This is a genomic window from Arthrobacter sp. TJ-270 (assembly GCF_058269075.1).
Map to the genome: position 1 here is coordinate 253295 of NZ_JBZCNB010000001.1, position 20393 is coordinate 273687.

Below are 20393 nucleotides of genomic sequence, written 5' to 3' on the forward strand. Positions count from 1 at the left end.
TACGTCTGCCTGGTCAGAGTCCGAGGTTGATCAGGGCGATGCCGGGGTAAACGGCAAAAAGAACTGTCAGCGGCAGAACGCCGAAGACCAGCGGGACCATCATGGCGATTTCCTTGCGTCCAGCGGACTCCATGAGTTCCCGTTTGGACATGTCTCGAACGTCCTGGGCTTGCGCGCGGAGGACCTCTGCGAGCGGCGTTCCACGCTCTACCGCGACGCTGATTCCGTCGACGAACCGCACGAGCGGCGCCAACTGAGTACGGTTGGAAAAGTGCTGGAGGGATTGCAACAAAGGCGTTCCGGCTCGCGTCTCAGCGAGGACCTGGGCGAATTCCTTCGTGAGTTCGCCGTGCCCTGTCCTACAGATGCGCTCCAATGCACCCGTAGCGCTCTCACCCGCGCTGACGGCAAGGGCCATCAGCTCGGCAAGGCTTGGGAATTCCGCCAGGATCCGGCTTTCCCGTTTCCTTATCTCGGCGCCCAACATGTAGTCACGGAGCAAATAACCGCCGGCAGCACTGCCGAACACAATGAGAACAGCCAGCATTGGGCTGAAGCTTCCGGAAGCTGCCAGGCTCAGGATGATGGTTGTCGATGCAGCGAGCCCGACGCTTCCCCAGATGACCTGCTCAGCACGGAAGTCGAGGACGGTCTGGGTTCTTCCCGCCTGCTCCAACCTTCGCGCGAGAGCCGATGAGGCAGGGCTGAACTTATTGAGCCAGGTAACGGCGTCGCGGGTAACCGGACGGATGATGCGCTCGAGTGGACCGAAGGGCGTCACTGCCTGCGCATTGAGGAGCCTGGAGCTGACGTCGACGGACTTGAGCTGCGGAGCGATGCGCTCAGCGAATCTGGGCTGGCGCATGATCGGCAGCCGAACGAAGATGAGCCATAGTCCCGAGCCCAGACACGCACCGACCAGGGCCGCCAGGGAGGAGGCGGCCATCAGCGAAGCACCCGCTCATCGTTGGGAAGGGCACCAATGCGCAGCATCACCCAGTAGCAGAACGCCGAGACCAGCAATCCGCCGACAAGCACGATTGCGCCGCCCGCGGTGTTGTAGGCAGCGACGGCCTCCTGGCGCGTTGAAAGAAGTGCGAGCACAATCCACGGCGCCGCCACGGCGAGACGGGCAGCATTGACGGTCCAGGACTGACGGGCTTCCAGTTCGCTCCGGGTGCGTGCGCTGTCCCGTAGGAATTCCGCCAGTGTGCCGAGCAGCCTGCCCAGGTCGGTGCCACCGACTTCGCGAGTAAGGCGCAGGGCTTCCACGATCCTGTCCGCCACCGGGTCAGCCAGGCGGTCCTTCAGCCTGTCGAGGGAATGATCGAACTGTCCGCCCGACCGATAGTCAGCCGAGAACTCGCGGAAAGCCGGCCGCAATTCCTCGGGCCCCTTCACGCCAAGCTGCATCAGCGCTTCCGGGAGAGACAGACCGGCCCTGATCGCGGATCGCAGGTGGTCGACGACATCAGGCCACAGTTCCCGCAGTGATGCTGTGCGTTTGCGTGCGCGCCACCGCACCAGCATGAGAGGTGACAATCCACCGAAGAGGGCGAAACAGGCCGCAATAGCCGGTGTTCCGGTGAAGACAAACACGACAAGAAATACGAACATCCCGGCGACGCCACTGGCGGCGAACAGACCGCCCGCTGACACCCGCTCCACTCCAGCCCGCAGGAGGAGTTCCTCCACCTTTGCCGCGCGCCGCTTACTCATCCGCGGACGCGGGGGAACCTCCCACGTAGACCACCAGACCAGAAACAGACCCGCTCCAAGTGCTACACCGACTGCAACTGTCATGACGGCATGAGGAGGGAAGCGACGGTATATCCGGCGGACGCGAATTTCTCCTCCGCCGGCATGGTTGACGCAGTGACATGCAGTTCACCATCGACCCGTTTGAACACGGTCGACGTCTCGATCACGCCGTTCTCGACTCTGCGGCCCAGTGCAACGATTTCCGTCACGCGTCGTTGACCGGAACGCTCGCGGACACAGTGCACCACCAGGTCAATGCAGGAGGCGACAGTAGGCACCACAAAAGCGCTCGAGATGTTTTGGCCCGCCAGCAGAGGAAGCGTGCAGATCTTCGTTATGGCATCGTGCGCGCTATTGGCGTGGACGCTGCACATGCCGGGAAGGCCCGAATTCAGGGCGATCAGCATGTCGAGGCTCTCAGCTTCGCGGACCTCGCCGACGATCAGGCGGTCCGGTCTCATGCGAAGTGCTTCCTTCACGAGTCGGCGCAGAGGAATCTCACCATGACCCTCAAGATTGGGCTGTCTGCACTGCAGGCCGACCACATCGCGCAGGGGAAACTGAAGCTCGAAGATTTCCTCGACCGTCACAACTCGTTCGCGCGGCCCGATGCTGGCGCCAAGGCAATTGAGCATCGTCGTCTTGCCAGCCTGAGTTGCACCGGAAACGAGGATGTTCAGACCGCTCGCCACGGCAGCACTTAGAAATGTGGCGGCCTGCGGCGTCAGGGATCCCAACTCAACGAGATGCTCCAGCCTCGTCGCACGAGAGATGAACTTCCGTATGTTCACTGCCCAGTGGCGACGGGTGACATCGGGTATCACCACGTGCAGCCGGGAGCCGTCCGGCAGCGATGCATCGACGAACGGGGATGATAGATCCAGCCGTCGGCCGGACGCTTTGAGCATCTTCTCCACCAGATCGCGAACCTGCTGCTCGGAGAGAGTCAGTGAGGTCAGCTCGGACTCCCCCGCTCGCGCTACGTAGATTTCCGAGGGCGAGTTGATCCAGATTTCTTCGATGGCGGGGTCATCCAACAGCGGCTGCAGGGCACCGTAGCCGGCAACCGCGTCGAAAACATAGCGATTGGCCTGTTCGAGGTGCCCGAGGGGAGGCAGGGATCCGACGAGCGACCGCTCGTCATAGTCATTTACGGCAGCTTCAACAAGACGCCGCACCTCCGCGCTTTGAAGCGTCGGGTCTAGGCCACGGCGGCGGATGAGTTCTCTTACTTCATCCTCAACAATGCGCACTGCATCCATAGTTTTCCCCAAGGATTCGGCATGCAGACGGGAGAGGCACGCCGGAGACTGTCAGACTGATAATGCACGTTCAAGCTCGTTTCCCTGCCTCAAAGCGTAGGGCACACCAAATCAACTTACCTAGCCGGATGAAGGGCCTGTGGAGAACTTTGCCACGGCTCGTCACTCCCGACCCTCTAGCCGCATACGTAACACGCAGGTTCCTCTCCACCGGGAAGATACCCGGTCCATTCGGGGGCCTGCACCTATCTGGAGACCTCACCGTGATAGCTTCCCGCGCATCCAAGACCTTCGCGCTCTCTTCCCTCGTTACCCTGAGCCTCCTCACGGGTATGACACCGGCAGTCGGCATTGAACCGGGAGCTACAGCATCTCCGAGTCCCGCCGACGCGACGGCCACGACCGAGTCGGCGGTTCCAATCGAGGAGCCGTCGCCTTCCCCGTCGGCGACGCTTTCGCCGTCGGTGACAGCGACGCCGTCGTCGGAAGGGGAGCTCACTGCAGCTGACTACAAAAACAACGCAGCCTTGCTCGCGGAGCTTATCGGGAAACACGGTGCCAGCATGGGCCAGGGACTCGACCGTCTGGAAGAGACGGGGAACGCGCAGGAGCCGTCGCCGGCTGAAGCTTCTTCTCTCCCGAAGAGCTTCGACAGCACCTCTGAAACGGACTCAGGCGCTGCGATGGCTCCCACCGCTACCAACTACTGGCAACCGTCGTCGGGAGTTCTGGGCGTCGATGTAAGCAGCCACCAGGGCGAGGTCAACTGGAGCGGCGCCTGGAATTACGGCTCCCGCTGGGCGTACGTCAAGGCCACGGAAGCGCTGGTCTATAAAAACCCCTACTTCGGCAGCCAATACAACGGCGCCGGCAACCGCGGCATGCTCCGCGGCGCATACCACTTCGCCATCCCCAACGTCTCCAGCGGCGCTGCACAAGCAAACTATTTCGTCGCCAACGGTGGTGGGTGGAGCGCAGATGGGAAGACTCTTCCCCCGCTCCTGGACGTGGAATACAACCCGTACCCCGAGTTGGGCAATACCTGCTACGACATGAGCGCTTCGCAGATGGTCAACTGGATTCGCGATTTCTCCAACCGGATGGTCACGCTCACGGGACGCAAGCCGATGATCTACACCACCACGGACTGGTGGTACCGGTGCACGGGAAACAGTGCTGCGTTTTCGGACCATGCTCTGCACATAGCCTCATACAACAACTACGGTGCCGGCACTCTGCCCGCGAGCTGGAGCTTCTACAGCGTCTGGCAGTACACGGACAAGGGTCCGGTCGTCGGCGACTGGAACCAGTGGAACGGTTCCATGACCAGCCTCCAGTCGTTCGCGGGGGGCGGGAGCGCTCCCACGGCTGTCTCAAGTAAGCCGTCGGTGGGGGCGCTTGCGGATATGGTGGCGATCGATTCATCCGGCAGGCTGTGGAACTACCCAGCCAACGGGAAGGGCGGCTTCGGCACACGATTCCAGATCGGTTCAGGATGGACGGGTATTAAATCGATCAACCCTGTCGACTGGAACGCCGACGGCACCATCGACCTCCTCACCCAGCGGGACAACGGAACCCTGAGCTACTACCCAGGCAAGCCCACCGGCGGATTCAACCCGCCCGTTCAGATCGGCTCCTCCGGCTGGCAGAACTTCAGCCTCGCAGTAGGACCATGGGTCAAAGGCCAAGGCATCACAATAGTCGGCGCACGCTCCGACGGAGCCCTCTACTACTGGCCCCACACCTCAACCCACCAACTCGGCAGCGCAGTCAAAATCGGTTCCGGCTTCACCGACATGCCCATCGTCATGGCCGACCAAAACCTCGACGGACGCATGGACCTACTCTCCCGCGACGCCAACAACAACCTCCTGCGCTACACCGGAAGCGGAACCGGAACCATCCTCTCCGGCTCACGCACCACCATCGGTAAGGGCTGGGGCTCCGTCAACACCGTCAACGCCGTCGACGGATTCAACGGCACCACCAGCCGCGGCATCATCGGACGCAACACCACCGGAACCCTCACCTACTACCCCTTCACCACCAACGGTTTCGGAACCGCCACCACCGTCGGCACCGGCTGGACCACCTACACCCTCGCCGGAACAGACTTCGCGAAAAGCGCACCGCTGTCCGAGTCGACCTCGGCTCCGGCCCCTGAACCGGCCCCTGCACCTGCACCTGCACCTGCACCTGAGTCACCGTCGGTGGGGGCGCTTGCGGATATGGTGGCGATCGATTCATCCGGCAGGCTGTGGAACTACCCAGCCAACGGGAAGGGCGGCTTCGGCACACGATTCCAGATCGGTTCAGGATGGACGGGTATTAAATCGATCAACCCTGTCGACTGGAACGCCGACGGCACCATCGACCTCCTCACCCAGCGGGACAACGGAACCCTGAGCTACTACCCAGGCAAGCCCACCGGCGGATTCAACCCGCCCGTTCAGATCGGCTCCTCCGGCTGGCAGAACTTCAGCCTCGCAGTAGGACCATGGGTCAAAGGCCAAGGCATCACAATAGTCGGCGCACGCTCCGACGGAGCCCTCTACTACTGGCCCCACACCTCAACCCACCAACTCGGCAGCGCAGTCAAAATCGGTTCCGGCTTCACCGACATGCCCATCGTCATGGCCGACCAAAACCTCGACGGACGCATGGACCTACTCTCCCGCGACGCCAACAACAACCTCCTGCGCTACACCGGAAGCGGAACCGGAACCATCCTCTCCGGCTCACGCACCACCATCGGTAAGGGCTGGGGCTCCGTCAACACCGTCAACGCCGTCGACGGATTCAACGGCACCACCAGCCGCGGCATCATCGGACGCAACACCACCGGAACCCTCACCTACTACCCCTTCACCACCAACGGTTTCGGAACCGCCACCACCGTCGGCACCGGCTGGACCACCTACACCCTCGCCGGAACAGACTTTTCGCACTAAACCTGACGCGATCGTATAGTCGGCTACTAGCTCAATCTCGCTGAAATGCTGTAGTGTCAGCGGCCGCCAGAATCAGAGGAAACTTCCCAGGGCTTTTCGGCTTCATCTATGGCGATGCGCCGCGCCAGCCGGGTGAGGCTCATTTCGGTATGCCTGAAACGTTGGTATGTCGTAGCCATGAAAACAAGGAAGGACACCACGAGGCCGTAGAGCACCAGGTCGGTCCCGCGCCCGATCCCGAACCATGACGCGACGGTAGTCATCGTCGAAGGGAAGAAGATCGAGAAAGCTGCAGCGAATCCGAAGGCGATGAGGAGCATCCGTCGGATCGCGAGGTGCCGGGCGTTACTACCACCGCGCATCAGGACAAGTGCGGACGCTACGACAGCAAGAACAAGCGCAAGCTGAACGAAAATAACCATTGTTACCTCATGAATAGTTCGGCGAGGATATTCACTGAGTTGAGCAGCGACTGACCCTTCGATTTTGAATAGTCCGTGTAAACGATCTCAACCGGGTGTTCCGCCCAACGCGGTTGCAATTCAGCAATTCGGTGCACGATCTCGGATGCGTGAGCCATTCGATTCTGTGTGAGGTGGACGTTGTGAACGAAATCTCGTCCCAGGACTCTCAGCCCATTGTGGGCATCCGTCAGTTCAAGTCCTGTAGCTATCCGAGATTGAATGGCTGCCGTCTTGAGGACGAGACGCTTCAGAGGGGTCAGCTGCGTGCGGTCGTCCAAGAAGCGCGAGCCCAAGACAATGTCGGCTTCGCCATTGCGCAGACGGGCGAGCATCTCAAGGGCGTCGCTCTTGCGATGCTGACCGTCGGCATCGAAGGTTACAACCGCATCCATCTCCGGGTCCTGTAGCGCATACTCAAAGCCAGTTTGCAGCGCAGCGCCTTGACCAAGATTGATCGGATGCTGGACGACGACGGCGCCCGCCGCGTGGGCGATCTCTTGAGATCCGTCGGTGCTACCGTCGTCAACGCACACAACTCGCTGAAAATCACTCCGAAGGTCGGTTACGACGTCGCCCACAACTGTGGCTTCGTTGTACATGGGGATGACGAACCAAGCATGACTCACGTGCTTCAGTATCCCATAGTACGTCTCGTCTGCCGCAGCCCCACCTTGCCGCCTCATAATCGTTCGCCCCACGACGGCGCCCTATGCATCAGTGGACGGACCGGGGCGAGATAAGGTGTTCGGATGCGGCCCGAACTTCTCTATCTCGTTTCTCCTGCAGGCAATCCCAACTTCGGTGACGAATTCATCGCTGCTTCCTGGTTGAGGTACTTGGCCCTGACTCGCCCGGAAGCGGACGTCTGGTTGGATAGCCCGCAGCCTGGTCTCGCACAGATACTGTTCGACGGCATTCACCCCCGGCTTCGAGTAACAAATACGATGTGGCGCTTGACACATGAGAACGCCGACCTCTCGGTCGATCGATCACGCGAGACCGTACACGCGCGTGTAAGCGGACTGGGCTCGCCGGCATACGATCTTGGTCTTCTTAAGCTCCGGGAGGCGGAGTCTATCCATCTCCTCGGGGGTGGCTACATAAACGCCAGTTGGGAACATCACACCGCTCTTGTTCATTCGATGCGTGCGGTGCGAAAGCTAACGGGTACCGCACTGTTCGCAACAGGCCAAGGGCTCATGCCCTCCATAGCGTCCGAGAACGGAGGACGGACGCTCTTCGAAGGCTTCACTCACGTTTCTGCCCGTGATGATGCGAGTGCGCGCACCTACCGAGTAGAGCCCGGCCTCGATGATGCGTTCCTCGGAGCAGCCGCCGAACTTCAAGGAAGTACCGCGCCGCCCGGACTCTACATTTGCATTCAGAGCGATACGGTCGACGCTTCGGCTTTCGACCAGGCGGTGCACCTTGCAAGAAGGCACGCCCTCGCGGCCCAACGGAAAGGCTCTGCGGTCTTCTACGTAGAGGCCATTCCCGGTGCAGATCGGGTCGCGTTCGAGAAAATGTCGGACATCATTCCCGAGGACCACTTCATACCTTTCTCTCAAATCTGGTCAGAGGGCCTACCCATTTCCGGTGCGCAGACTTGGTTGACGAGCCGATTCCATTTCCATTTGCTGGCCGCTGCCGCAGGAGCCAGGGGCGTCGCTGTGGTGATGAAGGAGGGCTACTACAGCGTTAAGCACGAATCGTTGGTTTCCCTCGGCAGTGGATGGACGGTGGCCATGCCCAGTGAGGAGCCACCGCTTCCCGCTCGGCCCGGGACCCTCACCAACATGCTCCCCACATTGGTGGAAAGGAAGAGGGCAGAGGCCGCCAAATTGTATGGACGAGACGCAGATAAACTTTTAAGGACCAGCACGCTCCGAAGCGTTACGTCATTGGGAACCTCCCTCGCGATCAATCTTCGAACCCGGCTCAGTCGCTAAGTAGAGCGAACCCCCGTGACCGAATTATTGTCTTTCGCTCCATCCGTCGCTTTTCTTATCATCGCCCTCTTTCTTCCCGGAACAGTGCTGCTTCTGCTGGCGCGAGTCGACGCGTTCGCAGCGGTAGTTGTGGGACCTGCAGTTTCCGTGGCCCTTCTGGCCGTGGGCTCGCTCCTTGCTGACGCTCTGCAGCTCCCCTGGAATGCCGTTTCTGCCGGCCTCAATGTCCTTCTATTCTGGGCTGCTGTCCTGGTAGTACGACGCGCATGGACCATTCCCCATCAGATCGGGTTGACGAGCAAGAGCATGACCATCAGCCTCGCAGTCGGCAGCGGAACCTTGGCGGCGGCCGCGTTGTCTTCGCTAGCGCTTGCGCGAGGTGTCGGAGCGGCTGACAGAGCCTCGCAAGGTTGGGACCCGATCTTCCACGCCAATGTACTTCAGTGGATACGGGACTCCGGAAGTGCGACGCCGTGGAGCATCGCCCCTGTCTATGCGAGCGAAAAAACGTCGTATTACCCCGCTGGCTGGCACAGCTTCGTGAGTTTGTACCCGGGAAGTTTAGTGGAGGCCGCGAACAGTTCCGCGATAGTGGTTGGCGCTCTTGTATGGCCGCTTGGCCTCGTTCTACTCGCATTCGTCGCGGTACCGAGACTTCCTGCTGTTTGGGCAGTAGCGCCAGTAATTGGAGCCTCTTTCGTCAGTTACCCTTTCGCTCAGATGTTGCGCAGCGGCCAGTGGCCCAACGGGCTCGCCACCGCTATGGTTCCGGCTGTGCTGGCAATCTGCATCCAACTGCTTCAGCGGATCTGCTCCCCGGATCGCGACACCAGATGGTCTCGCCAAACCACTCGGTTGGCGGCTGTCGTCTGCCTAGGAGTTGGAGGCGTAGTCGCCGCACACCCAAGTGGCGTTTTCGCTCTTTTCGTAGCTTTGCTCCCCTTCGCCATGGCCGCCGTTCTACCCGTCCTAAATAGGAGCATCCAGACTCGACGTACGATCACGTTAGTTCTGATCACCGGGGTTATGGTTGCAGGTGGGCTTGTCGCGGCAGCTTTAGCGACATCTCGACTATTGAGGGGCGTTATGTCCTACGAAAGAGCCGTACGAGCAGAATTTCCCGACTCGATATTGCTCGCGTTGTTCGATCTCCCACGCTTTCCTGCGTTGAGCCCCCCAACGTTTGAGGACTTCAACCTAATCGTCGGCTTTTTGGTTTTGTGTGGGGTACTCATAACGATAGTCAGAAGAGGATACTGGCCAATCGCGCTTTCGTGGGCATCCTTCGTGGTGCTCCATATTCTGGCTGCAGGACCGGAGAACCAATTCCGCTGGCTTACGGGAGTTTGGTACAAGGACACGCAGAGAATTGCTCCGTTCATAGCAATGTTCGGAAGCATCTGCGCAGCACTTGCACTCGTGGTGACAGCGTCTGTTCTTATACAAGGAACGCGTTGGCTTGCAAACGTGACATCACAACAGCCTCGTCGTGGCAGTTTTAGAAGTGTACGCGTGGTGTTTCTGGTGGCCGCCCTAATCGTCACATATTCGGCTTCTTCAAACTTTCGGTCCGCCGATCGGATAGCCGTTTCCGCCCACAACTATGTGACCGCTCCACAGCTCAGCCTCGGCGTGCTATCGCCTGGAGAACAGGAATTCATCGAGAAAGCTGGAGCCAGGCTTCCGGTGGGAGCCACCGTAATCGGTGACCCATTCAACGGCGCAACAATGTTCTATTCCCTTGCCCAACGCGACACCGTCTACACTCAACTCGGATCAGCGTCCGGCGCCAACGAGGCGAAGAAGCTGCTGCGAACTAGCTTCAGAACAATCCATACGGACGCGGCGGTGTGCGAGGCCCTAAAGGAAGTCGGCGCGACGCACTTCTACGAGGACGTACCGGGTATATCCCACGGAAGTGCCAGTTTGGATGCTTGGCCGGGATTCTACGATGTTCCGACCCACTCTGGTTTCGAGTCCGTGATCGCTGAAGGACCGTGGACGCTGTACGAAATCACTGCTTGCAACTAAGTCGATTGGACGTGCACGAGTCGTGATAGCGTCGGCAGGTTGACCGAATTAGAGTGCAAAACTACCGGGTTGAGCGCCACTCGCCCGCAATAGCTGATGGCAGGAGTATCGATGTCTTGGTGGGACGCCCTACCATCCATGTTGGTTGCCGCCGCGGTGGTTATTCTCCCGGGGATGGCGCTTGCCGCCTGTCTCGGATTTAGACTTGGCGTAGCGATCGGTCTAGCCCCGGCTTTCTCCGTGGGCATGTCGGGTGTGGCAGCTGTTCTGCTTTCGATGATGGGAATCGACTGGTCTCCGGCCACCTTTTCGCTGTCTGCTGTAGTGATGTGTGTTTTGGCGCTACTCCTCCGGCTCCTTCTGCGACAACCGATCGAATTACGCCGGCTGATCGGGGTCGGGCGCAGGAGCTTGTTTGGAGCTGCGCTCGGTCTGAGCTTGGGCTCCTTCGCTTCGGCGTACAACCTCCTTCGAATTTTCGACAATCCGGACAATATTGCCCAACGCTACGACAACGTTTTCCATCTGAACGCTGTGCGATGGGTCTTGGACCAGGGTGACGCTTCGACCCTCACACTTGGACGTATGCTTGAGGCTGCCGAAGCCGTTGCGATCTATCCGGCGGCTTGGCATGGCTTCGCGGCGTTGATTGTGGAGGTCACCGGGCAGAGCATTCCAGTAGCGGTCAACTCGCTGAACATCATCCTTGCATCTCTCGTCTGGCCCTTGAGCCTTCTCCTGCTCGCTCGTGTGATCTTTGGCCCACGATGTCTTCCGCTGGTCTTCACTGGCCTGTTCTCCGCTGCGCTGCCGTCGTTCCCGATGGGGTTGATCGACTTCGGCCCCCTGTATCCGAACATTGTTTCCTATGCCATCCTGCCGGCCGGGTTAGCACTCGTACTCAGCGCAGTGAGGGCCGGAAGGATGCCGCGTTTTGACCCCATAAGCTTGATCGTCTCGCTGTTAGTCGTGGTTGCCGCCTTGCTGTTGGCCCAACCAAATGGTTTCGTTGCCCTCATGGCGCTTTCGCTGCCAGTGGTGACATGGCGTTGGTGGCGCTGGATCAATCGAAACTATAAGGAACGCGGGCTAAGCGGGGTTTTGGGGCCCATCCTGACCGGTGTCGCGTTTGCAACTGGATTCGGCTTGGTATGGCAGTCTGTTTTGACGAGGTATGACACATGGTTGCCTTTTACTAGGTACGCGAGCGCTATCGGACAAGCGCTAATGAGTGCTCCGCACGAGCGCGGAATTCCCGAAGTTGTCGCCATATGCACCCTTCTAGGGCTCGCAGTGATATTCAAACGGGGGCTTTGGCCTTGGCTTCTTGGAGTCTATGGCGTTACGGTGCTGCTTTATGCCGTGTCCGCGGCGCAGCCGCGGGGCCCCGTGCGAATCCTTCTCACCGGCGCTTGGTACCAGGATCCTCAACGTCTCGCTGCTCTACTGCCTCTGCCCACTGTCATCATCGCCGCCTATGGTGCTACATTCATAACCTTGGCGATCGCAGACCGGACAGCGTCGGTCGGCCACCTTCGGCATCTGACCCCGAAGTGGCGCGCTGCACTTGCATGGGGACTAGCATGCGCGGTCGCCGCTGTCGGTGCGGCTCTGAGTCAGCGCGGCCCGGTCGACCAGATGGTGTTGGAAAGCCGTTTCAATCACACCTATGAAGGCAATCCAACCATTCTGTCGCCCGACGAACTGCGACTCCTAGAACGTCTAGACCAGAACGTCCCAGAGCAGGCGGAGATAGCTGTTAATCCGTGGAATGGTGGATCTTTGGCTTATGCTTTCAGCGGACGCGACGTCACCCAGTATCACATGTCCTCCGATGAACTCGAGCCGGAGTTGCAGGTACTGGCGAAGAACCTCAGCACCGCTAGCGAGGATTCAGAAGCATGCGGGATCGCCCGGGACGAGAATGTCCAGTATGTGTTGGATTTCGGTGTCCGTTACTTGCTCGATCGTGAGGCGGCCTACGAGTATCCAGCGTTTGACGGATTGGACCCGGAGAACGCGTCCAACTACGAGCTTATTGATCAAGAAGGTGACGCTAAACTTTACCGCATTACCAATTGCTTCTAGCACCGTTCAATGGGCTGAGCCATCCGGCTCAGGGTAAAAGCCCGTCAACGTCCCCTTATGTGAGCGATGGCTTCCGCAACCGGCGCGTCGTGGACGATGCGTCCCTTTTCCAGCACGACTCCGCGGTGACAGATTTGTCCGATCAAGTCCAGGTCATGACTAACCACGATCAGCGTTTTTCCTGCATCGGCCAACTCTTTGATTTTGGTGATGCACTTTCGCTGGAACGGTTCGTCGCCTACCGCAAGGATCTCGTCGATGAGGAAGACATTGGGATCGGTGTGGACGGCTACCGAAAACGCTAATCGCAGGTACATGCCCGACGAGTAAAATCGGACTTCCGTATCGATAAACTCGCCGATTTCCGCAAAGTCGACTATCGAATCGAATTGCTTGTGGATGTCCTTTTCAGACATCCCGAGAATGGCACCGTTGAGGAATACATTATCCCTGCCGCTGAGGTCAGGGTGAAACCCGGCTCCGACCTCGATGAGGCCCGCAACGCGGCCTCGAGTCCTTACCGTTCCTGAGTCCGGCAACATGACCCCGGAAATATGCTTGAGGAGCGTGGACTTTCCGGATCCGTTGAACCCGAGCAACGCGACAGTTTCTCCCTCTTCCACAAGGAGGGACACATCGTCCAACGCCGGAAATGTGCGGGAAAGATCTCCTTTTCTGCCTTTCAGCAGCCACACGACAGTTTCCTTCAGGGACCGCGTGTGTCGGAGTGCGAAGCGCTTTCGGATTCCGCTGATCTCGATTGCCAGTGCCATCTCTATAACTCCTGTGCGAAGCGGCCCTCAAGGCGGCGGAAAAGGTACTGGCCGAAAACAACTGTCACCGAAGCAATGACCAGGGCGACGGGAAACCACACCGTAAAGAACCCAGGAGGGAGGTCAAACTCTTGATCTGAAGTCGGCATCCAAAATGCATAGTGGAAAGTTTCTACGCTGACGGTCAAAGGGTTCAACATATAAATCGACAGAGCAGTGTCACCCAATTGCCGACGAACCATTTCCCATGAGTAGAGCACGGGCGACGCCCAGGTGGCGACCATCAGCAACATGTCCACGAGGTTCTCAGCGTCACGATAGTAGACGTTGATCGCGCCGAAAATCAGGCCGAGCCCCGTCGCAAGCAAAGCCGCGATGAGGAAGCCCATCACTGCCGCGCCGAGCTGCAAGAGCGATGGAGACCATCCAGTGAGGAGACATGCCGCAGTCAGGATGACAATCTGCGGCAGGAAATGAACGGCTGATACCCATATCGCGGAAACCGGGAAAAGCTCACGAGGCAGATATATCTTCTTGATCAATCCGCTATTTCCCACGATGGAACGGGAAGCGTTCCCGAGCGCTTCCGAGAAGAAGTTGATCAGGACTATTCCGGCAAAAAGGTATATAGCGTAGTTCGGCAGTCCATCCGGGTTTCTGTCGCTCTGCTCCAAGCCTAGGAAGACACCGAGCGCTATATAGAACACGATGAATTGCACACCGGGCTTCACATAGGACCAGATCAGGCCGAGTATCGATCCCCGGTACCGGACTTTGATCTCTTTGTCGACCAGGAGCTTGAGCAGGAAACGATGCCGCGCGACGTCCCGCAAACCGGCGCCGCGACCGGGTATCTTTAGTTCCGCGTGCGCGGGCTGCCCGGACTCCCCTGAAACTGCTGTCATTCCGCCTTGTTCCCAGTTGCACCTGCGGCGTAGAACGTCTCTGCCCACGCCGTAGGCGACGTGAATTGTGGCATCGCCGCCCTGTAACGCTCGGCAAGCTCGTCCCATTGCGCGTATAGACGACGGTGGAGTGTCGCGCTGCGCAACGCGAGCTCGCGGGCCTTGTCGACGTCACGCTTATGCCAGGAAACGCCGGCGCCGTCTGAGGACGTTACAAGGGCAGAGTCCAGCTGCGAGAGCCTCCACCAACGAGCGTCCATTGCAGCGATGTGCGCTTCGGGGTGCTGCTTAGCTTCGGATGGTACCGGCCTGACCTGATGCAGGACGCCGGTCGCGACCTTGATGAGAGCACCAGGCACGCTACGGGCCGGGGTTGGTCCTTTGCCCTTCCGGGGCGGTTTGCTCGACTTCACAGCTGGGAAGGAGGCTGGATCAGCTGAGATGCGTGCGTCGTCGTACTGTGCCCTGATGGCCCTGACCTCCCCCAGTTTCGACCCTAGGGACTCATGCAAATGATCGGGTCCCGTCAATAGATCTTCGAGCGCCCGGAGCCGCAACTCGACTGAGGAATACTGCATCGAGAGAAGATGACGGACATCCACAGCGAAACTTTCCCGTGGCATCCGGCCTCCCCTCTTGTAAGGCGAGTAGAGCAGGGTAGCGAGCCATCGATTGCGCTGGTGGTAGTAAGCCTGCCAGTCGATCGTGTCGTCTTTCTCGGTCCAGGGCATGTGCCAGACCGCCGCCCCCGGCAACGTTACTGTCCTATACCCCTTGGACTGCGCCCGAATCCCATACTCAACGTCATCCCATTTGATGAAGACGGGAAGGGCCAGTCCGATGTCGTTGATGATCTCGGTGGGAATGAGGCACATCCACCAGCCGTTGTAATCCACATCGATGCGGCGATGCATCCAGGGAGCATCGCGTAGATTGCTTGCGGCGAAGTCGTGAGCCTCCTCCGTGTTTGGGGAGGACCCGTATCGGAAGCGGTATCGATCGACCGACTCTCCGAAGTGGTGCATCACGGAGCGCTCAAACAGGTTGAACATGTGCCCGCCAACGATGGTTGGTTCCCTCGTGAAGTCAGCGAACTGCGCTGCCCTCAAGATTCCCTCTGTTTCCATCTCGACGTCATCATCAAGCAGCATCACATAGCTGCTTTCCGAGTCGTTTACAGTCTCCAACATGCCCCGGGCGAAGCCGCCTGAACCACCCAGGTTCGGTTGGTTCACGACGGCGAGGCGTCCTTCTAACCTTGCTTCGGCGTCCGAGAAACCTTCCTCTGCGGCTACCTTCTGGGTTCCCTGATCCGTCACGATGACACGACGAAGAATCTGCACCAGTTCATCCGACGATGCGATCGTGGCGAGATTTCGTACGCAATAGTCCGGCCGATTGAATGTGGTGATCGCGATCGTGAGCTTTCCGGCGGCAAATTGGTCCGGTTCCGGGACGCTCCAGTGAGCATCCTGCAGGGTGACCCGCTCACCGTGCGAAGATAAGTCGAACCAGTACCAGCCGCCGTCACCGAAGTTGGTAAGTGGAAGCTCGACGGTCAAGGAGTGGCCCTCCGCCGCGCTCACCCTATGGCTGCTGACCCTGTTGACGATCCCGCGAGCGGTAGAGCGGTATACAACGATAGTGGCTTCACCATCGAGCAGGACGCTCAGCCGTACCGTCCGTATTTCGGTATGGGCGCGCCAGTAGCTGGCGGGGAAAGCGTTGAAGTAAGTGCCCAGGGACACGCGTTCGTGGGGCGGCAGCGCTAGCTGCCGACGATCCAGGACATAGTTAGGTTGTATATCGGCCGCGGGCAACGACACCGGTGCGGATTGACTCTCATCACGCCGCACGCGCTTGGCGCCGTTGAAGTCGACGTAGAGAGGCATGGTATCGATGTCTCCGCCTTCAGGAAACACCACCCTGTGCACGGTCCGCCAAACAGGATCCTGGCCGGATCGGCTCATCTGGTCATTCACGACGACAGAGGTACTCATGCGTCGATCCCTCCACTCTCGAGCTTTACGCCATCATTGAAATGAGGCCTAATTTTGTTGTCGAACATCGACAGCGCTGATCCGATGGCCATGTGCATGTCGAGGTACTTATAGGTTCCCAGCCGGCCGCCGAACAGGACCATCTGTTCCCCCCGGGCAAGATCACGATATGCAAGCAGCTTGGCACGGTCGGCCTCCGTATTCACCGGGTAGTAGGGCTCATCGCCCTTCTCCGCGAACCGGGAGAACTCCCGCATGATGACCGTTGCATCCTTGGTGTATTCCCTCTCCGGGTGGAAGTGACGGAACTCGTGGATGCGGGTGTATGGGGCATCTTCATCGGGATAATTCATCACCGGACAGCCCTGAAAGTCTTCGATCGGCAATACCTCTTCTTCGAGGTCGATCGTCCGCCACGACAAGTCACCCTCGACGTAGTCGAAGTACCGGTCGACTGCGCCCGTGTAAACCACCGGAACCTGGCCCAGAGTCGCGTTGCGCGAGTAGGGATGTCCGTCGTCGAAAAAGTCAGTGTTCAGCTCCACAGTAATGTTCGGGTGCGCCGCCATGCGTTCGATCCACGCGGTGTATCCGTCAACCGGCAAACCCTCGTACTTGTCATTGAAGTACCGGTTGTCGTAGGTATAACGGACCGGCAGCCGGGAAATGATCTCCGCCGGCAGATCCTTCGGATCCGTCTGCCACTGCTTGCCGGTGTAGTACTTGATGAAGGCCTCGTAAAGCGGACGGCCGATCAGCTGGATGCCCTTGTCATTGAGGTTCTGGGGGTCCGTTCCAGCGAGTTCTCCCGCCTGCTCCTGAATCAGGGCGCGCGCCTCGCTTGGGCCCATGGAAGCGCGAAAGAACTGGTTTATTGTTCCCAGGTTGATGGGCATCGGGTACACCTCGCCTTTATGGCTCGTGTACACCTTGTGCTGGTAGCTCGTGAAAGCAGTGAAACGATTGACGTACTCCCACACCTTTTCGTTCGACGTGTGGAAAAGGTGGGCGCCATAACGGTGGACTTCAATGCCGGTTTGCTGCTCGTTCTCGCTGTAGGCATTGCCACCAATGTGGTGACGGCGATCCAGCACCGCGACCTTGAGTCCAAGCTCTTCTGCAGCCCGTTCAGCGATGGTCAGGCCAAAAAAACCTGACCCAACTACGACGAGATCAACACTCACAAATTATCCCTCCACTGGTGGCCGTTCGGATTCACTGGAATCAGCAAGAATGGGCACAACACTATGGGCGCCCGAAAACGTTCCTTGGCAAGGTTACCGGACTTGGTAACCGCTGAAGGGAACGTGCGTGCCCCTCACCGGTCCGCCGCCTGACGACAAGCATGAATGAGAGCGGCGGGGCCGTACACGAGTTGAGCCTGCGTACGTCCCCGCAACTGCCACACGGCCCTGATAGCTATCTCATCACCTGCTACGATCACATCCGAATCTCGGATCCATGATTCAACTTCGCCGCACCTGCGCACCGCCCTGGCGAAACGACGCGCGAGAAGACCGCGCTCTATCAGCCGCCCAACAATGCCTAATGGACCGGGCGCAGTAGTAGCCAGCCTGAGTACCGTTCGCACATACGGTTCCAGCGAAAGGGGCGGCAAAGCTACCGACGAATCGACCGCTGCTTGCGGGTAGGCTGACCAGACGGAGGGTGGCGAATCCGTAACGCCGCCAAGGCGCTGATTCAAGTGTTCAAGAAATCCAGGAGCCGTTTCAGGATTCGCCGCTATTACGCCGACCCTCAAGTGCGGCTTGGAATCGGCAACTACTGGCACTTCTTTCTCACATTGCAGCTTTTCATCCGGCACGTGAGCTACATCCGGTTCAGGCCGGATCTGCGCCTTCGAACTTGAAGGACCCTCAACGACCTCTGCAAGGTCTGCAATTACGGGCTTAAGCATGCGCGAACGCAGGAATCCCTGTCCGTACTCCCAAGCAGCATCGGCCCGTTCTTGATCCGGACTTCGCAGGTATTCGAGGGCAGATTGGAACGCCTGGCTGATCCCGTCTTCAGTTAAGGTCTCAGCTGGAAACCATAATGGGTAATCTCGTAAAAGGTCCGTCGTCGCATTGGAGAGATCATGTACAGATACGATCGGTAACCCAGATGCGACATACTCCGCTGTTTTCCCGCCAGTCACGTACCTGCCTCCAGGCAGGAGGAGGATTAGCGCGTTGAGGCTTTGATAAAAAGCGGCGACATCCCGCTTTGAGATAGGTCCATGGTATTCAAGACCATACTTTTTCATGCTGTCGAATAAGTCGAGTACATCTGAACTCACGCGACCGGACGAACTCAACTTACCTCGGATAATGGCCCGTGCGCTCGGCTGGTGATCGTCTGGCTGATCACCAAAAGTCTTCTTCCAACCATCGAAGAAAGGTCTTAGCGGCGTGTTGACATGGGGAATTGTCCCGAGATAACCAAAGGTCGGTCGTTCGACCACCTTGGTTGGCGGTTTCTGATGTCCCGGCTGAGGATCGAATCCGTTGGGGACTTCTCGCATCCGGGTACTAGCGAACGGATATCGACGCGCGTACTCTTCCAAAATCTGCCTATTGACAAACCATATCTGTGTTGCTCCTTGGAGAAGAGACGACTCCAAGCGTCCGGCGCGCGAACCGGCAGAGAAGTTTTCCTTTCCGTTGAAAGTATGGAAAGCCCATGCGTCTCTGTAGTCCAGAACATAAGGTACACCGGGAACGGAACGAGCAACCTCGAATGATACATAGGGGCTAGCGGACGCCATCGCCAGATCGACGGGGTGGTCGGCGTGGATAGATCGGGCCGCTCTTCTTGCCTCCCGAAGCCAGAGCCCGTGAAACCGCTCGGGAAAGTGTCGCCGGCTACGAAATTCGAGCGTTCTGTTCCACAGAAACGGAGCGTCGACGCGTAACTTCGAAAAACTCCTCAAATCTCCTCGTCCGGGCAATTCTGATCCACCATCACCAATTCGGACCACGCGTATCCGTTCGTGAACGGAACGCAATAACTCATCATCCCGTCCCGATACCTCCGACCAGATATCGCCGTGAATGGTGAGGATTGTGACATCCCAACCGGCAGCTGCGAATTCATTTGGAACCGCGACGCATCGATATACCGATGACGCTGTGCTCGGAGGAAAGGCGAAAGCAATGTACAGCAGGTGGGGACGACGGGCGGTCACTTGTCTCATCACTTCACTTTTGATTCTGTTGCACCGAGAACCTGACGATAGACCTCGGCTAGGCGAGGAATCATGTCCGCAGGATCATGGTGCCGTCTCACATAATCCTTACCTCTAAGGCGACTAGACGCTGCTGCGGGATCCTGTAATAGCTCGGCAACCGCCCCTGCGATATCGGTTCCCTCCACAGTCAGCGCGCCCATGTCGCCCGCAGAAGGATAACCTTCGACAGGGTCGGGGAAGATCAGCGGGATTCCGATGGCCATCGCCTGCAGTTCACTCACCGCTAATATGCCAGCACTTTGCCCAACGGCAACATGAGCAAGTGAGAGCTCTGCCAAATAACCCGCAACGTCCATTTTCGGAAGAAGATGCACCCCTACGTCCGACGCTTCAGCTGCCCTGTCACCCCAATCGAGTCCGAAGACCTCAGCGTAACGACCAACTTTCGCTACCACCTCTGCCGCGGCCCTGATCTGAGCGTCGCCTCCTTTGCGAGTGTCCCATCGCGATGTGAAGAAAACGCGTGGCTTGGGTGCCGGCTTCCATTCCGGCAAGATATCGAAGTTCAACGGTGGTGGCATGTACTCGGCACCGGATCTCGCACGCTCAGCTTTCTCACGAAGGTCGGGCGTTGTGTAGAAAACGTGCTGAGCGCGATCAATGTCACGCTTGATCGCCTCATGGTGTTCGTCCTGCCAGTAACTTTCTCGAATGTCTGTCCCGTGCAGCGTCAAGACGTAGGGACGCTCAACACGTCCACGAGCCCATTTGGCACGTCCGCCCATATGAACGTGCCAAAGCTTGGTGCGCGGATATGTAACTGCTAGTTCCGCCAAGAATTGGTACCTCGCGATCGGGGTATTACCCCGCATCCACGGCCCTTGCACTTGGCCCCATGGAAGACGCCGTCGCCTCGCTTCCCGCACGAGTGCAGAACCGACATCTGCGCAGTCGAAAAGGTGGGTGATGCGACTCCTTGCGAACATGTCGGCCATCATCTCACGAGACACGATGGC

General features: G+C 58.8%; 15 protein-coding genes. 4 read left to right on the top strand and 11 right to left on the bottom strand.

Annotated elements, in window-relative coordinates:
* Window positions 1–13: 13 nt before the first annotated feature.
* Genes AC4D2M_RS01235 through AC4D2M_RS01245 form a run of 3 tightly spaced genes read right to left on the bottom strand, consistent with a single transcriptional unit; the run spans window position 14 to window position 3023 of the window.
* The gene (locus AC4D2M_RS01235; protein WP_490890401.1) at window positions 14–949 is read right to left on the bottom strand and encodes a type II secretion system F family protein; all 936 of its coding nucleotides are present in this window, start codon (window positions 947–949) and stop codon (window positions 14–16) included.
* On the bottom strand, window positions 946–1803 hold the full coding sequence (locus tag AC4D2M_RS01240; protein ID WP_490889287.1) for a type II secretion system F family protein: 858 nt from the start codon (window positions 1801–1803) through the stop codon (window positions 946–948). The genes AC4D2M_RS01235 and AC4D2M_RS01240 overlap by 4 nt, the downstream gene beginning before the upstream one ends.
* On the bottom strand, window positions 1800–3023 hold the full coding sequence (locus AC4D2M_RS01245; protein WP_490889289.1) for a TadA family conjugal transfer-associated ATPase: 1224 nt from the start codon (window positions 3021–3023) through the stop codon (window positions 1800–1802). The genes AC4D2M_RS01240 and AC4D2M_RS01245 overlap by 4 nt, the downstream gene beginning before the upstream one ends.
* 263 nt (window positions 3024–3286) lie before the next feature.
* On the opposite strand from AC4D2M_RS01245, the gene AC4D2M_RS01250 reads away from it, so the two are divergent.
* Window positions 3287–5977: a GH25 family lysozyme gene (locus AC4D2M_RS01250; RefSeq protein ID WP_490889291.1), complete on the top strand. Its 2691-nt coding sequence runs from the start codon at window positions 3287–3289 to the stop codon at window positions 5975–5977.
* Between the two features lie 56 nt (window positions 5978–6033).
* Here AC4D2M_RS01250 and AC4D2M_RS01255 read toward each other — a convergent pair whose 3' ends face one another.
* Window positions 6034–6399 (bottom strand): DUF2304 domain-containing protein, encoded by a 366-nt coding sequence (locus AC4D2M_RS01255; protein ID WP_490889292.1) that lies wholly within the window; start codon window positions 6397–6399, stop codon window positions 6034–6036.
* Window positions 6400–6401: 2 nt separating this feature from the next.
* A complete protein-coding gene (locus AC4D2M_RS01260; RefSeq protein ID WP_490889295.1) occupies window positions 6402–7067 on the bottom strand; it encodes a glycosyltransferase family 2 protein in 666 nt (221 codons plus the stop codon).
* Window positions 7068–7190: 123 nt separating this feature from the next.
* On the opposite strand from AC4D2M_RS01260, the gene AC4D2M_RS01265 reads away from it, so the two are divergent.
* From AC4D2M_RS01265 to AC4D2M_RS01275, 3 genes are all read left to right on the top strand, one after another.
* Window positions 7191–8390: a polysaccharide pyruvyl transferase family protein gene (locus AC4D2M_RS01265; RefSeq protein ID WP_490889296.1), complete on the top strand. Its 1200-nt coding sequence runs from the start codon at window positions 7191–7193 to the stop codon at window positions 8388–8390.
* A 15-nt stretch (window positions 8391–8405) separates the two neighbouring features.
* On the top strand, window positions 8406–10421 hold the full coding sequence (locus AC4D2M_RS01270) for a DUF6541 family protein (protein WP_490889298.1): 2016 nt from the start codon (window positions 8406–8408) through the stop codon (window positions 10419–10421).
* 138 nt (window positions 10422–10559) lie between these two features.
* Window positions 10560–12509, top strand: a complete 1950-nt coding sequence (locus AC4D2M_RS01275; RefSeq protein ID WP_490890403.1) for a DUF6541 family protein — start codon at window positions 10560–10562, stop codon at window positions 12507–12509.
* A 44-nt stretch (window positions 12510–12553) separates the two neighbouring features.
* Here the strand turns inward: AC4D2M_RS01275 and AC4D2M_RS01280 are convergent, their stop codons facing one another.
* The 6 genes from AC4D2M_RS01280 to AC4D2M_RS01305 form a co-directional block, all read right to left on the bottom strand.
* Window positions 12554–13282: an ABC transporter ATP-binding protein gene (locus tag AC4D2M_RS01280; RefSeq protein WP_490889300.1), complete on the bottom strand. Its 729-nt coding sequence runs from the start codon at window positions 13280–13282 to the stop codon at window positions 12554–12556.
* Window positions 13283–13284: 2 nt separating this feature from the next.
* On the bottom strand, window positions 13285–14187 hold the full coding sequence (locus tag AC4D2M_RS01285) for an ABC transporter permease (protein ID WP_490889302.1): 903 nt from the start codon (window positions 14185–14187) through the stop codon (window positions 13285–13287).
* Window positions 14184–16187 (bottom strand): glycosyltransferase, encoded by a 2004-nt coding sequence (locus AC4D2M_RS01290; RefSeq protein WP_490889305.1) that lies wholly within the window; start codon window positions 16185–16187, stop codon window positions 14184–14186. Before AC4D2M_RS01290 ends, AC4D2M_RS01285 begins: the two co-directional genes overlap by 4 nt.
* The gene (gene glf / locus AC4D2M_RS01295) at window positions 16184–17371 is read right to left on the bottom strand and encodes a UDP-galactopyranose mutase (protein ID WP_490889309.1); all 1188 of its coding nucleotides are present in this window, start codon (window positions 17369–17371) and stop codon (window positions 16184–16186) included. The genes AC4D2M_RS01290 and glf overlap by 4 nt, the downstream gene beginning before the upstream one ends.
* A 134-nt stretch (window positions 17372–17505) precedes the next feature.
* Window positions 17506–19383 carry a glycosyltransferase family protein gene (locus AC4D2M_RS01300; RefSeq protein ID WP_490889311.1) on the bottom strand — a complete coding sequence of 626 codons (1878 nt, stop codon included), beginning with the start codon at window positions 19381–19383 and terminating at the stop codon, window positions 17506–17508.
* Complete coding sequence (locus AC4D2M_RS01305) at window positions 19383–20111, bottom strand: glycosyltransferase family protein (RefSeq protein ID WP_490889312.1); 729 nt, start codon at window positions 20109–20111, stop codon at window positions 19383–19385. Before AC4D2M_RS01305 ends, AC4D2M_RS01300 begins: the two co-directional genes overlap by 1 nt.
* Window positions 20112–20393: the final 282 nt, after the last annotated feature.

What these genes read in the sequence shown, in the direction of transcription:
- AC4D2M_RS01240 (WP_490889287.1), bottom strand. Translation starts at nt 1,803, where the DNA reads ATGACAGTTGCAGTCGGTGTAGCACTTGGAGCGGGTCTGTTTCTGGTC.
- AC4D2M_RS01245 (WP_490889289.1), bottom strand. Translation starts at nt 3,023, where the DNA reads ATGGATGCAGTGCGCATTGTTGAGGATGAAGTAAGAGAACTCATCCGC.
- AC4D2M_RS01255 (WP_490889292.1), bottom strand. Translation starts at nt 6,399, where the DNA reads ATGGTTATTTTCGTTCAGCTTGCGCTTGTTCTTGCTGTCGTAGCGTCC.
- AC4D2M_RS01265 (WP_490889296.1), top strand. Translation starts at nt 7,191, where the DNA reads ATGCGGCCCGAACTTCTCTATCTCGTTTCTCCTGCAGGCAATCCCAAC.
- AC4D2M_RS01275 (WP_490890403.1), top strand. Translation starts at nt 10,560, where the DNA reads ATGTTGGTTGCCGCCGCGGTGGTTATTCTCCCGGGGATGGCGCTTGCC.
- AC4D2M_RS01280 (WP_490889300.1), bottom strand. Translation starts at nt 13,282, where the DNA reads ATGGCACTGGCAATCGAGATCAGCGGAATCCGAAAGCGCTTCGCACTC.
- AC4D2M_RS01285 (WP_490889302.1), bottom strand. Translation starts at nt 14,187, where the DNA reads ATGACAGCAGTTTCAGGGGAGTCCGGGCAGCCCGCGCACGCGGAACTA.
- AC4D2M_RS01290 (WP_490889305.1), bottom strand. Translation starts at nt 16,187, where the DNA reads ATGAGTACCTCTGTCGTCGTGAATGACCAGATGAGCCGATCCGGCCAG.
- AC4D2M_RS01300 (WP_490889311.1), bottom strand. Translation starts at nt 19,383, where the DNA reads ATGAGACAAGTGACCGCCCGTCGTCCCCACCTGCTGTACATTGCTTTC.